Source organism: Flavobacterium sp. C4GT6, assembly GCF_036347315.1.
In the GTDB taxonomy this organism is placed as follows: domain Bacteria; phylum Bacteroidota; class Bacteroidia; order Flavobacteriales; family Flavobacteriaceae; genus Flavobacterium.
The window spans coordinates 287274-300334 of record NZ_JAZGZU010000001.1 but is presented as its reverse complement, the minus strand read 5'-3'; the positions used below and the strand labels follow the sequence as shown (position 1 = coordinate 300334).

The window sequence follows — 13061 nt, the reverse complement described above, 5'->3', positions numbered from 1 at the left end:
TTCGTTGTGGTATTATTTAAATTTATTACCAAACCTTACTATACCTGAAGGCAAACTCAGCACAATAGCGGTAATAAATATTAAAAGCAAAATAACCAACATAAGGAAATATAACACTCCCCCTGCTGTTGTAAGGTCAGGAAATTCTGCTACAGCATAAAAGGCAGTAGAGAAAAAAGCGATTGTTGACAAAATTAAACTTAAAATCCTCATAATCCTTAATTTGTTTTGTGGGTAAAATTGGTTAACTGGAAAAGGATTGTTATTCATGATTCCTTCACTACATTATTTTTGTAACAATTAGTTATAAATTAAATATCACAAAAACATAAAAAAGATTGATAGTCTTTTATAGGTCGTGGTTTGATTTAATACTGGTAAAATTACAAATAAATTGTTAACACATGTTAAGTATAGCTAAATTATTTATTACTTAATCTGCTTTTTAACAAAAAAAGGATGTTTAATATTTATTTTTTAGATAAAACGAAATAAATCCAAACATTTTATAATAAGCAAATAAATACTTATTTTCGTACGCGTAAAAATAACCGGTAAAATACATACTGATGAAATACGATATTATTGTTTTAGGAAGCGGTCCTGGTGGTTATGTAACTGCTATCAGGGCTTCTCAGCTAGGATTTAAAGTAGCTGTTGTAGAAAAGGAAAACCTTGGAGGTATATGCCTTAACTGGGGATGTATCCCTACTAAAGCACTTTTAAAAAGTGCTCAGGTTTTTGACTACCTTAAGCATGCTTCTGATTACGGATTAACAGTAAAAGAGTTTGACAAAGACTTTAATAAGGTAATTGAGCGCAGCCGTGGTGTTGCCGATGGTATGAGCAAAGGTGTTCAGTTCCTTATGAAAAAGAATAAAATTGAGGTTATCTATGGTACCGGTAAAGTAAAAGCAGGTAAAAAAGTAGATGTAACTGATAAAGATGGTAAAACAAGCGAAATTAGTGCTGATCATATCATTATAGCTACAGGAGCTCGTTCAAGAGAACTTCCTAACCTTCCTCAGGATGGTAAAAAAGTTATAGGATACCGTCAGGCAATGACATTACCGGAACAACCAAAATCTATGATTGTTGTTGGATCCGGAGCTATTGGTGTTGAGTTTGCTCATTTCTACAATGCAATGGGAACTCAGGTAACTATTGTTGAGTTTATGCCGAACATTGTTCCTGTTGAAGATGAAGACGTATCAAAACAATTTGAGCGTTCACTTAAAAAAGCAGGTATCAAAATTATGACTAACTCTTCTGTTGAAAAAGTAGACACTACCGGTAACGGAGTTAAAGCTACTGTAAAAACAGCTAAAGGAGAGGAAATACTTGAGGCAGATATCGTTCTTTCTGCAGTAGGTATCAAATCAAACATCGAGAACATCGGTCTTGAAGAAGTTGGTATCGCTACAGACAGAGATAAAATATTAGTAAATAGCTACTACCAAACAAATATCCCTGGTTACTACGCTATTGGCGATGTTGTTCCTGGTCAGGCACTTGCGCACGTTGCTTCGGCAGAAGGCATTCTTTGTGTTGAGAAAATTGCCGGTATGCACGTAGAACCTCTTGATTATGGCAACATCCCCGGATGTACTTATGCTACCCCTGAAATTGCTTCTGTAGGTCTTACAGAAAAACAGGCTAAAGAAAAAGGATACGAGCTTAAAGTAGGTAAATTCCCGTTCACTGCATCAGGTAAAGCAAAAGCTGCAGGTACTCCTGATGGTTTTGTGAAAGTTATTTTTGATGCTAAGTACGGAGAATGGTTAGGTTGCCATATGATTGGTGCTGGTGTTACCGATATGATTGCTGAGGCAGTAGTAGCACGTAAACTTGAAACTACAGGCCACGAAATACTAAAAGCAGTTCACCCTCACCCTACTATGAGTGAAGCGGTTATGGAAGCTGTTGCAGATGCTTATGGTGAAGTAATTCACTTATAAAAACTTAAATAAATAAAAAAAAGGCTATCCTTCTTAGGGGTAGCCTTTTTTATTTTACGTAGTTTACTTTATAATAAAAATCTTATTCAGTATTAAATACTTTCACTTATCTATAACATAGTTCCCTATAGTTAATTTGTAATTTTACCTTTGTTAAACTATAAATTGCAATGTAATGGAAAAAGGAAACTACGGAAAGTTTTTACTCATGCTACTGGTTTCGTTTATAGTGATGTACGCCATAATGTATACCAATGTAGCCAGTGAAGAGCATATTTATTTTAGCCTCAACCGTTTTTATATGACAATATTAATGGTAGTCCCTATGGGCTTTATTATGCTTTTATTTATGCAGCGAATGTATAAAAACCGTAAAAAGAACAATGTGTTAATTATAACGGGGGTACTGCTTTTTACATCTGCTTTTGTTATGCTTAGAACTCAAACTTACATCAATGACGTGCGTTATATGGAAGCAATGATTCCACATCATTCTTCAGCTATATTATCAAGTCAGCATGCTGATTTAAAAGATCCCGAAGTACAGGAATTATCTAAAAAAATAATCGAATCTCAACAAAAAGAAATCGAACAGATGAAAGAGATGATACAACTATTAAAAAACAGTACTGAAGAATAACTCAGGCTATTAAAAATAGTACTACTCCCCTCCTTACTAAATATCAGATTTTTACTATATTGCGTTCTTTTAATTCGCAAGGCACTTCATGAATAATATACCGGATAAAAACACCAAACAAATAAGCCTTACCCAGGCTTTAATTCCAATCATACTACTTGTCGGCTTTTTAGCAATCAACGTTTACATTTTTAAAAGTGATGCTATTAATGGTTCCAATCAGTTCGTTTTATTGATGGGTGGAGCTTTTGCTGCTATTGTTGGGTTTATTAACAAGGTGCCATATGAAAAGATGCTTAATAAAGTATCTAAAAATATTAAATCTACAGCGGGAGCCATACTTATACTTTTACTGGTAGGATCTCTTTCGGGCACGTGGCTTGTAAGCGGTATTGTACCTGCTATGATTTATTACGGACTTAAAATTTTACATCCCGAAATATTTCTTCCTGCCTGCGTAATCATCTGCTCTATAATATCAATAGCCACCGGCAGTTCATGGACTACTTCAGCTACAATTGGTGTTGCTTTGATAGGGATTGGAAACACCATGCATATTAATCCGGGTATGGTTGCAGGAGCAGTAATCTCAGGAGCGTATTTTGGAGATAAGATGTCTCCTCTTTCAGATACTACAAACCTTGCTCCCGCTATGGCAGGGACTGACCTGTTTACCCATATAAAGTATATGGCTTATACTACAGTGCCTACCTATTTAATCACATTAATACTGTTTATTATTTTAGGCCTTACCCAGTCAGCAGACGGTAGTGCTGAAAACACTCAGGCTACACTTATTGCCATTAAGGAAAGTTTCGCTATCAGTCCGTGGTTATTCGCAGTACCTGTAATAGTAATTGGATTAATTATTAGAAAAACAGAACCGCTTATAGCCCTATTGATAGGTACATTATTAGGCGGACTATTTGCTTTAATATTTCAACCTGAACTAGTAGCTAAAATTGGTGGTGGTGAAAAATTGAATTTTATTTCAGGCTATAAAGGAGTAATGAATTCCATTACCATAAGCAGCACAGTAGAAACTTCAAATAAAACTCTTCAGGATTTGTTTGAATCTAAAGGAATGGTGGGAATGTTGCCTACCATATGGCTGATAATATGCGCTATGGTATTTGGAGGTATTATGGAAGCTATTGGTGCTCTAAAAGTTATAAGTAATGCAATGCTAAAAGTTGCTAATGGTATTTTTGGGCTTTTTGCAAGCACTGTAGGAAGTTGCGTCGTTTTAAACATTACAGCTTCAGATCAATATTTAGCTATTGTTGTTCCGGGTAAAATGTTTGCGGAAGCATACAGGGAGAAAGGATTAGCTCCTGAAAATCTAAGTCGCACACTAGAAGATTCAGGTACTGTTACCTCTGTACTTGTACCATGGAATACCTGTGGCGCCTACCAGTCGGGAGTTCTTGGCGTACCTACCCTTACCTATTTACCGTATGCATTTTTTAATATACTTAGTCCTATAATGACCCTTACGTTTGCGGCTCTTGGTATAAAAATCAGAACGTTAGCCGGAAAACTACGTTCAACATAAGGATTCTCTATATTTCAATAGGGATAAATGATAATGGTAGTTATAACCAAAAGCTATTAAAATCTATCTTTGCAACAAATAAAAATTATAAACCATAAAAATTAATTAATAGTATGTCTTTAGTAGGAAAAAAATTCCCAAATATTACAGTTGATGCTATCTCAGAAATGGGTGACAACCTTAAAATCAATGTGTTTGAAGAAGCTGTAAAAAACAACAAAAAAGTACTTTTATTTTGGTACCCTAAAGATTTCACTTTTGTATGCCCTACAGAACTTCACGCTTTCCAGGCTGCTCTAGGTGAGTTTGAAAAAAGAAACACTATCGTAATTGGTGCTTCTTGTGATACTAACGAAGTTCACTTCGCTTGGTTAAATACTCCAAAAGCTAACGGTGGTATTGAAGGTGTTACTTACCCACTTATCGCAGATACTAACAGAAACCTTTCAAGCATTTTAGGTATTCTAGATGTTGAAACTGCAGGATACAATGAAGAAACTGATTCAGTTTTACTTGAGGGTTCTAACGTAACTTACAGAGCTACTTACCTAATCGATGAAACCGGAAAAATTTTCCACGAAAGCGTAAACGATATGCCTCTTGGACGTAATGTAAGCGAATACCTAAGATTAGTTGATGCTTATACTCACGTACAAACTAAAGGTGAAGTTTGCCCTGCTAACTGGGAAGAAGGTAAAGAAGCCATGACTGCAGACCGTAACGGTGTTGCATCTTACCTAAGTGTAAACTAATAAATATTTGATGAAGCCATGTTACAGGAACTTGAAAAAGATAATCTTGCAGAAATCGTATCGGCTGAACCAATTGTAGTAGTACAATATTCAGCAGGATGGTGCGGTAACTGCAGAATCATGAAGCCGAAATTCAAAAAAATGGCTTCAGAAAATGAAAATATAACGTTTGTATTAGCTGATGCCGAGAACTATCCGGAATCAAGAAAGCTGGCTAAAGTAGACAACCTGCCTACATTTGCTACTTTCAAAAACGGAAGTCTTTTAAACCAGGTACAAACAAACAAGTTAGACGTATTAACCGATTTAGTCAATGAAGTTACCAGTAATTAAGCATTTAACGCAATTTATAGAAGATAACGATCAGGATTACATAATTGAAACCCTAGACGTACTTGAGGCACTAACTGAAGTTCCTTCTCTTAAGGATGAAGAACTTGATGTAATTGGAGAACTTATCTCTAATATGTATGGGGCTCTTGAGGTAAATAAATTGGTTAAAGACGGTATGGATCGTAAAGAGGCATTAAACACATTTATGTCACGTGTTCTCGGTTCGATTGATAAGAATTAGGTTTTATCATAATTTGGATAAATAAACGCTTCCTGGAAACAGGAAGCGTTTATTATTTACATTTGTTTAAATATTAAAATCACTATGCAACTCTATATAAAAAACATGGTTTGTAATCGCTGTATTATGGCGGTTAGAACTGAGCTCGAAGCCATAAAAGCCTCTGTAAAATCAATAGAACTGGGAGAAGTAACTATAGATGGTGATTTATCTGTCTCACAATTGCAACAACTGGAAGAGTCACTTACCCGCTTAGGTTTTGAGATAATCAACGATAAGAGAAGCAGGCTTATTGAACAGATTAAAAATGAGATTATAGCTCTTATACATCATTCAGGCGAAGTACTTAATCAAAACCTTTCGTTTTGGTTGTCCGAAAAAATGCATTATGACTATACTTACCTTAGTAACCTGTTCTCAGACATTGAAGGCACAACTATCGAAAAATATTATATAGCACAACGCATAGAAAAAGTAAAAGAGCTTTTGGTTTATGATGAAATGTCTCTTAATGAGATTGCCGACAAAATGGGGTACAGTAGTGCTGCTTACTTGTCTAGTCAGTTTAAAAAAATAACAGGCTTCACTCCTACTCATTACAAAACAATAAAAGAAACCAAACGTAAAAAAATAGACGAGCTTTAGTCTTTAAACAGTTAGCTTAAAATAGTTTTTTATACTCTTAATGTATTTATAAAACTAAAGCTACCACCTTCTTCTTATAATATATTTTCTTACTTTTGTTAGCTAATCAAATCTATTAAAATGGCTAATATAACTTTAGGAGGAAATCCGATAAAAACATCAGGCGAGCTGCCTCAAAACGGTACAGCTGCACCAGAATTTACACTTGTAAAAGCAGATCTTTCACCAGTTTCACTTGCTGACTTTAAAGGCTCTAAATTAGTACTTAACATCTTCCCAAGCATTGATACAGGAACATGTGCTACATCTGTAAGAAAATTTAACGAGCAGGCCGCTTCTCTTGAAAACACAAAAGTACTTTGTATTTCACGCGATTTACCATTTGCTCAAAAGCGTTTTTGTGGTGCAGAAGGCCTTGATAATGTAATTACACTTTCTGATTTTAAAGACGGTGCTTTTGGAAATAACTATGGTCTTACAATTGCAGACGGACCTCTTGAAGGATTACACTCACGTGCTGTTGTAGTATTAGATGAAAACGGTAACGTAAAATATACTGAGCAGGTTTCTGAAATTGCAGACGAGCCTAATTATGAAAATGCTCTTGCAGCACTTTAATAATTCTCTTTAATGAAGGACAACAGGTTTATTAGCGGCAGGATTAAAAGCTTTACCTATGCTTTTAAGGGTGCCTGTAAACTTATAGCCACCGAACACAGTATAATGGTACAGGCGTCAATTGGTGTACTGGTAACAATAGCAGGTTTTTATTTTGAAATATCTGCTACCGAATGGCTTTTCCAAACACTGGCTATAGGGATGGTTTTAAGTATAGAGGGACTTAATACTGCTGTAGAAAAAATAGCCGACTTCATTCATCCGCAATATCACGAAAAGATAGGATTCATAAAAGACATTGCAGCCGGTGCCGTATTTTTTGCGGCACTTTGTGCTGTTATAGTAGGCATAATAATTTATTACCCTAAATTTTTCTGCTGATTTAAGGTTTTATTCTATTTTTACAAGTAGATCAAGTTTATAAATGGCAAAAAGCAACAAAAAAAATACCGATAAAAAAGAAGCTAAACCTGCTTCAGAAAAAAAGAAATTTCAACTATCAAGATCACAAAAGGTTTTGCTGGGAGCACTGTTTTTTCTTTTTTCAATAGCACTGTTACTTTCATTTGTTTCCTATTTCCTCTATGGTGATTTTGACCAAAGCGGACTTACAGTTTTAGGTGACAGGCAGGAAAAAGTATATAACTGGCTGGGTAAGTTTGGTGCTTATCTTGCTGACTTATTTTTATACCGTGGCTTTGGTGTAGCATCGTTTATTTTTATTCGCTTTTTCTTTTTACTTGGCTCTTATCTTGTATTAGATTTACCTGTAAGCAAACTTAAAAAAACACTTTTCTGGGATTTATACCTGGCAATAATACTATCTGTATTATTCGGTTTCTTTAACAGCTATCTACCTCAATTAGGAGGTGTTATAGGTTATGAAATAAACCTTTACATGCAGGACTATCTTGCTAAAACAGGTACTTTATTAGTATTGATTTTTGGCTTGGTTGTATTTCTTATTCTTAGGATTAAAATCTCTCCCGACGCTATTAAAGCTTACTTTGAGAAAAGACAGCAGGAAAGAGAAGCTGCCGAAGAAGAAAGAAAACTTCAGGAAATGGCTGCCGAACAGGCAGAAAGTAATTTTACTGCAGCTCCACTTCCAACTAACAATATTAAAGCTGCGGAAGAACCAGAGTATGACGAGGAAGATGACCCTGAGCTTGAAAACATTGAATTAAAAACTACCGAGACTAAGTCGGCTTTCGAAATCGACAAAGAGTCATTAAAACCTACCATTAGTCATTCTTCAGAAATAAACCTTAATCCTGCTGTGAAGGAAAAAGAACCTGAAGATACTAATGATGATACAATTAAAACCGATGATGATACTTTTGTTATAGAAAAATCGGCAGAGGAAGATGTTGTAGAAGAAAATCTGGCATCAAAACTGGTGGCCGATTTTGGAGAATTTGACCCTACCCTAGATCTGTCAAATTATCAATCACCTTCTATAGAGCTATTAAAAGAATATTCTTCGGGTGGCATTACCATTAATCAGGAAGAGCTTGAAGAAAATAAAAACCGAATTGTAGACACACTTAAGAACTACAAGATTGATATAGCACAAATTAAAGCTACCGTAGGTCCAACTGTTACCTTATATGAAATTGTACCGGAAGCGGGTATACGAATCTCTAAAATTAAAAATCTTGAAGACGATATTGCGCTATCATTATCAGCTCTAGGTATACGTATTATTGCACCTATTCCGGGTAAAGGTACCATTGGTATTGAAGTGCCTAATAAGAACCCTACTATGGTATCTATGAAAAGCGTTATCGCTTCTCCTAAATTCCAAAATGCCGAAATGGAATTACCTGTAGCATTAGGTAAAACCATTTCAAACGAAACATTTGTGGTAGACCTTGCAAAAATGCCTCACCTTTTAATGGCAGGTGCTACAGGTCAGGGTAAATCGGTTGGTTTAAATGCATTACTTACCTCCCTCCTATACAAAAAACATCCGGCAGAAGTTAAATTTGTATTGGTTGACCCTAAAAAGGTTGAACTTACGCTTTTCAATAAAATAGAAAGACATTACCTTGCTAAACTTCCTGATACAGAAGAAGCTATAATAACCGATAATACTAAAGTAATCAATACATTAAACTCTTTATGTATTGAGATGGATAACCGTTACAGCCTTTTAAAAGATGCAATGGTTAGAAATATTAAAGAATATAACGACAAGTTTAGGCAACGTAAACTTAATCCTGAAAACGGTCACCGTTTTCTGCCTTATATTGTACTGGTTGTTGATGAATTTGCGGATCTTATTATGACGGCAGGTAAAGAGGTAGAAACCCCTATTGCACGTTTAGCTCAGTTGGCACGTGCTATTGGTATTCACCTTATCATTGCAACACAAAGACCATCGGTTAACGTTATTACCGGTATTATTAAAGCAAATTTCCCTGCCAGGATTGCCTTTAGGGTAACCTCAAAAATTGACTCACGTACTATTTTAGACAGCCAGGGTGCCGATCAGCTTATTGGTCGCGGTGATATGCTTTACACACAGGGTAACGATTTAACCCGTGTACAATGTGCATTTGTTGATACTCCTGAAGTAGAAAAAATAACCGAATTTATAGGTTCTCAAAAAGCTTACCCTGATGCCTACCTTCTACCTGAGTATGTAGGCGAAGAAAGTGGCACCAATCTTGATAATGATATATCTGAAAGAGATGCTATGTTCAGGGAAGCAGCCGAAGTTATTGTTACAGCACAACAGGGCTCGGCATCATTGCTTCAACGTAAATTAAAACTGGGGTACAATCGTGCCGGAAGGCTTATAGATCAGCTGGAAGCAGCAGGTATTGTAGGCCCGTTTGAAGGCAGTAAGGCCCGAAATGTTTTAATACCTGACCTAGTGGCTTTGGAGCAATTTTTTAAGAATGAAGAAAACAACTTTTAAAATGTACAAATTAATCAAGGTAATAATAGTATTTTTTATCACCTTTTCACTTAGCGCACAAAACTCTCAAAAAGCAAAACAGTTGCTGGATGATGTATCTTCTAAAATTAAAGGATACGATAATATCGTTTTTGATTTTAAGTATAGTTATACTAATCCAAACACTAACCTAAATCAGGAAACAAAAGGAAATGTTTGTATGCAGGGAGATTTGTATATTTTAAATTTTATGGGAATTACCCGTATTTTTGACGGTAAGAAAACATACAATATTGTTCCCGAAGATGAAGAAATAACAATTTCAAGCTACGACAGTGAGAAAAAAGATGATCTTACTCCTTCAAAAATGCTTACGTTTTTTACTTCAGGATACAAATACTCATGGGATATACTACAAAACGTTAAAGGACGTAAAATACAGTACGTTAAATTAAAACCTACCGAAGGGAAAGACAATGTTAAAGAGATACTTATAGGTATTGATATCCAAACAAAACATATTTACAATCTTATTGAGGTAGACGATGATGGCGGTAAAACTACATTTACCATAAATTCTTTTAAAACTAATCAGCCATTGTCAAAAAATCATTTTACCTTTACCGAGAGTAAATATCCTAATTATTATATTAATAGATTAGACTAGTTTTTCCGGTGAAAATTTTAGACCGCTATATCCTCAAATCGTTTATAACGACATTTGCCACTGTATTTATAATCCTGTTCTTTATATTTATATTACAGGGTGTATGGTTGTTTATTGCCGAATTAGCCGGGAAAGATCTTGGTGTTTGGTTGGTAATAAAATTTCTTTTGTTTTATTCTCCAAAAATGATTCCCCTTGTACTCCCCTTATCAATATTGCTGGCGAGTATAATGACGTTTGGTAGCTTTGCCGAAAATTATGAGTTTGCAGCCATGAAATCATCGGGGATTTCATTAGGCCGTGCCATGAGAGGACTTACTATTTTTATTATTTCTCTTAGTATTGTGGCGTTTATTTTTGCTAACAATGTTATTCCTAAGGCAGAATATAAGTTTGTAAACCTAAGAAAAAACATTATCCAAAGACAACCTGCAATGGCCATTGCTGCCGGTCAGTTTAATGCTATAGGCGATGATTTTAATATTAAAGTCAACAAAAAAGATGGTGAAAAAGGTGAACAGCTAACTGGTGTTACTATCCACAAAAGAAAAAAAGGAGAAGAATATGCTACCATAATCAAAGCCGAAAGAGGCTTACTTACAAGTAGCGAATCATCTAACCTTCTTCAATTAGAGTTGTTTGACGGTTATTATTACGAAGAGCTAAAAACCAAAAACGTAAGGGATGAGAAAAAAATGCCCTTTGCAAAAAGTACTTTTAGCAAACAAATAATGAATATTGATCTTTCCATGCTTAATAAAAATAACATGGATGAAGAGCAAATTTCACAAACAAACAGCATGCTTAATATAAGCGAACTGAATTATACTCTTGATTCTCTTCAAAACAGCTATACTAAAGAAACACAATCAATTCACGATAATATAGTAAAGCGTACTACAAATACACTTTCCCGCAAAATAAGTACTTCTGAAAGAGATTTGAGTAATCTTGAAAAAGAAGGAGATACGCTTAAAAAAGATAAAAATAATTTATTGAGCCTGCTTACAACTTCAAAAAAACAAAGAATACTGGATATTGCTACAAATAATACAACAAGCAATATCACCATAATTAAAAACAGTAAAGCTGCTCAAAATGAAAGAATGAAAAACATAAATAATCACTGGCTGGCTTTCTTTGAAAAGTTTGTTATTGCCTACGCCTGCATATTAATGTTTTTTATTGGCGCTCCTCTTGGTGCAATTATCCGTAAAGGAGGAATTGGTCTTCCTATTGTTTTTGCCGTTATCATTTTTATAATATTCCACTTTATAAATACATTTGGTAAAAAACTGGCTCAGGAAAACGGTATACCTCCGTTTTTAGGCTCCTGGATGTCATCTTTTGTATTGACTCCGCTAGCCATATTACTTACTTACAGAGCTACCAATGATATTGGTATGATAAATATGGATTCTATAATCCATCAAATAACTAAACCTTTTCAAAAATTATTTAAGTTAAAATCAAACGAAGAATAAAATGTCTGCCGAAAATATAAAACTAAATACTATAGAAGAAGCTATAGAAGATATTCGCAACGGTAAAGTAATTATTGTTGTAGATGATGAAGACAGAGAAAATGAAGGCGATTTCTTAGCTGCTGCCGACAAAGTTACTCCCGAAATGATAAACTTTATGGCAACACACGGTAGAGGCCTTATATGTACTCCCCTAACCGAAAAACGCTGTAAAGAACTTAACCTTCATGCTATGGTAAGTAATAATACCGACAGTATGGAAACTGCTTTTACAGTGTCTATCGACTTAAAAGGTAATGGTGTGACCACTGGTATATCTGCACACGACAGAGCTAAGACTGTTGAGGCGCTAATAAAGCCTGAAACAAAACCATATGATTTAGGACGACCAGGGCACATTTTTCCTCTTATTGCTAAAGGAGGTGGTGTGTTAAGGAGAACAGGTCACACAGAGGCTGCTATTGACTTTGCCAGGCTTGCAGGGTTTAGTCCGGCCGGTGTTATTTGCGAAATAATGAAGGAAGACGGTTCTATGGCCCGACTACCTGAATTATATGAAGTAGCTCAAAAATTTGATCTTAAACTAGTTTCTATTGAAGATCTTGTAGCTTACAGGATGCAACATGACAGCCTTATCCAGAAAAAAGAGGATTTTGAGGTTGAAACCCGTTTTGGAACTTACAGATTAAGAGCCTATCTTCAAACAACAAATAAGCAAGTGCATATTGCCTTAACTAAAGGTAGTTGGAATAAAGGAGAACCTGTACTTACTAGAATTAACTCTACTCAGGTTAATAACGACATTTTAGGCACTTTAACGAACGATGCCGACAGAAAGCTTGATAATATGTTTAAACGTATTAACAAGGAAGGAAAAGGCGCTATATTGTTTATTAATCAGGAAATCCAACCGTCTGAACTTTTAAATCGTATTAAAGAATTAAAAGAATTACAATCACAAGGTGTAAATAAAGCACCTCAAGTTAAGATGGATGTGAAGGATTTTGGTATCGGTGCACAAATTTTACATGATATTGATATCTCAAAAATACGTTTACTAACTAACTCTGCACAAACAAAACGTGTAGGTATGATAGGCTATGGCTTAGAAATAAGTGAGTATGTTGAATATTAAGAAAAATATTTTTTTCTTAACTTAAAGGAAATGAAAGGCTTAAAAAATAACACGAAAATATTTTATTTTTTTTACCTGAAATGTTTTTGAAAACCGGAAAAGCTTTCTATATTTGCACCGCAATCAGG

At 35.0% G+C, this 13061-nt stretch carries 14 protein-coding genes; 13 read left to right on the top strand and 1 reads right to left on the bottom strand.

Annotation, left to right across the window (positions count from 1 at the left end; genetic code table 11):
• Positions 1-12 precede the first annotated feature (12 nt).
• Positions 13-270: a hypothetical protein gene (locus V3Z67_RS01375; RefSeq protein WP_330441632.1), complete on the bottom strand. Its 258-nt coding sequence runs from the start codon at positions 268-270 to the stop codon at positions 13-15.
• 299 nt (positions 271-569) lie between these two features.
• Here V3Z67_RS01375 and lpdA point away from each other — a divergent pair, with 299 nt between their 5' ends.
• From lpdA to ribB, 13 genes are all read left to right on the top strand, one after another.
• Positions 570-1958, top strand: a complete 1389-nt coding sequence (gene lpdA, locus V3Z67_RS01370) for a dihydrolipoyl dehydrogenase (RefSeq protein ID WP_330123195.1) — start codon at positions 570-572, stop codon at positions 1956-1958.
• A 175-nt stretch (positions 1959-2133) separates the two neighbouring features.
• Positions 2134-2598, top strand: coding sequence for a DUF305 domain-containing protein (locus V3Z67_RS01365; protein ID WP_330441631.1), 465 nt, complete (start codon positions 2134-2136; stop codon positions 2596-2598).
• Between the two features lie 88 nt (positions 2599-2686).
• Complete coding sequence (gene nhaC, locus V3Z67_RS01360; RefSeq protein WP_330441630.1) at positions 2687-4153, top strand: Na+/H+ antiporter NhaC; 1467 nt, start codon at positions 2687-2689, stop codon at positions 4151-4153.
• A 113-nt stretch (positions 4154-4266) separates the two neighbouring features.
• Entirely contained in the window at positions 4267-4905 is a 639-nt protein-coding gene (locus V3Z67_RS01355; RefSeq protein WP_330441629.1) for a peroxiredoxin, read from the top strand.
• An 18-nt stretch (positions 4906-4923) separates the two neighbouring features.
• Positions 4924-5238 (top strand): thioredoxin family protein, encoded by a 315-nt coding sequence (locus V3Z67_RS01350; RefSeq protein ID WP_330441628.1) that lies wholly within the window; start codon positions 4924-4926, stop codon positions 5236-5238.
• Positions 5219-5479, top strand: a complete 261-nt coding sequence (locus tag V3Z67_RS01345) for a DUF6952 family protein (RefSeq protein ID WP_330441627.1) — start codon at positions 5219-5221, stop codon at positions 5477-5479. The genes V3Z67_RS01350 and V3Z67_RS01345 overlap by 20 nt, the downstream gene beginning before the upstream one ends.
• Before the next feature lie 126 nt (positions 5480-5605).
• Positions 5606-6124, top strand: a complete 519-nt coding sequence (locus tag V3Z67_RS01340) for a helix-turn-helix domain-containing protein (protein WP_442902254.1) — start codon at positions 5606-5608, stop codon at positions 6122-6124.
• A 120-nt stretch (positions 6125-6244) separates the two neighbouring features.
• The gene (gene tpx / locus V3Z67_RS01335; protein WP_330441625.1) at positions 6245-6742 is read left to right on the top strand and encodes a thiol peroxidase; all 498 of its coding nucleotides are present in this window, start codon (positions 6245-6247) and stop codon (positions 6740-6742) included.
• A 12-nt stretch (positions 6743-6754) separates the two neighbouring features.
• Positions 6755-7123: a diacylglycerol kinase family protein gene (locus tag V3Z67_RS01330; protein WP_330441624.1), complete on the top strand. Its 369-nt coding sequence runs from the start codon at positions 6755-6757 to the stop codon at positions 7121-7123.
• A gap of 43 nt (positions 7124-7166) precedes the next feature.
• Complete coding sequence (locus V3Z67_RS01325; protein ID WP_330441623.1) at positions 7167-9668, top strand: DNA translocase FtsK; 2502 nt, start codon at positions 7167-7169, stop codon at positions 9666-9668.
• Position 9669: 1 nt separating this feature from the next.
• Positions 9670-10314, top strand: coding sequence for a LolA family protein (locus tag V3Z67_RS01320; protein WP_330441622.1), 645 nt, complete (start codon positions 9670-9672; stop codon positions 10312-10314).
• Between the two features lie 8 nt (positions 10315-10322).
• Positions 10323-11798 (top strand): LptF/LptG family permease, encoded by a 1476-nt coding sequence (locus tag V3Z67_RS01315; RefSeq protein ID WP_330441621.1) that lies wholly within the window; start codon positions 10323-10325, stop codon positions 11796-11798.
• A 1-nt stretch (position 11799) separates the two neighbouring features.
• Complete coding sequence (gene ribB / locus V3Z67_RS01310) at positions 11800-12933, top strand: 3,4-dihydroxy-2-butanone-4-phosphate synthase (protein ID WP_330441620.1); 1134 nt, start codon at positions 11800-11802, stop codon at positions 12931-12933.
• Positions 12934-13061: the final 128 nt, after the last annotated feature.

Bases quoted from the DNA above. Each gene is read 5' to 3' on its own strand.
- V3Z67_RS01355 (WP_330441629.1), top strand. From the start codon at position 4,267: ATGTCTTTAGTAGGAAAAAAATTCCCAAATATTACAGTTGATGCTATC.
- nhaC (WP_330441630.1), top strand. From the start codon at position 2,687: ATGAATAATATACCGGATAAAAACACCAAACAAATAAGCCTTACCCAG.
- V3Z67_RS01340 (WP_442902254.1), top strand. From the start codon at position 5,606: ATGGCGGTTAGAACTGAGCTCGAAGCCATAAAAGCCTCTGTAAAATCA.
- V3Z67_RS01350 (WP_330441628.1), top strand. From the start codon at position 4,924: ATGTTACAGGAACTTGAAAAAGATAATCTTGCAGAAATCGTATCGGCT.
- V3Z67_RS01345 (WP_330441627.1), top strand. From the start codon at position 5,219: ATGAAGTTACCAGTAATTAAGCATTTAACGCAATTTATAGAAGATAAC.
- V3Z67_RS01330 (WP_330441624.1), top strand. From the start codon at position 6,755: ATGAAGGACAACAGGTTTATTAGCGGCAGGATTAAAAGCTTTACCTAT.
- V3Z67_RS01320 (WP_330441622.1), top strand. From the start codon at position 9,670: ATGTACAAATTAATCAAGGTAATAATAGTATTTTTTATCACCTTTTCA.
- V3Z67_RS01365 (WP_330441631.1), top strand. From the start codon at position 2,134: ATGGAAAAAGGAAACTACGGAAAGTTTTTACTCATGCTACTGGTTTCG.
- V3Z67_RS01375 (WP_330441632.1), bottom strand. From the start codon at position 270: ATGAATAACAATCCTTTTCCAGTTAACCAATTTTACCCACAAAACAAA.
- tpx (WP_330441625.1), top strand. From the start codon at position 6,245: ATGGCTAATATAACTTTAGGAGGAAATCCGATAAAAACATCAGGCGAG.
- lpdA (WP_330123195.1), top strand. From the start codon at position 570: ATGAAATACGATATTATTGTTTTAGGAAGCGGTCCTGGTGGTTATGTA.
- V3Z67_RS01325 (WP_330441623.1), top strand. From the start codon at position 7,167: ATGGCAAAAAGCAACAAAAAAAATACCGATAAAAAAGAAGCTAAACCT.
- ribB (WP_330441620.1), top strand. From the start codon at position 11,800: ATGTCTGCCGAAAATATAAAACTAAATACTATAGAAGAAGCTATAGAA.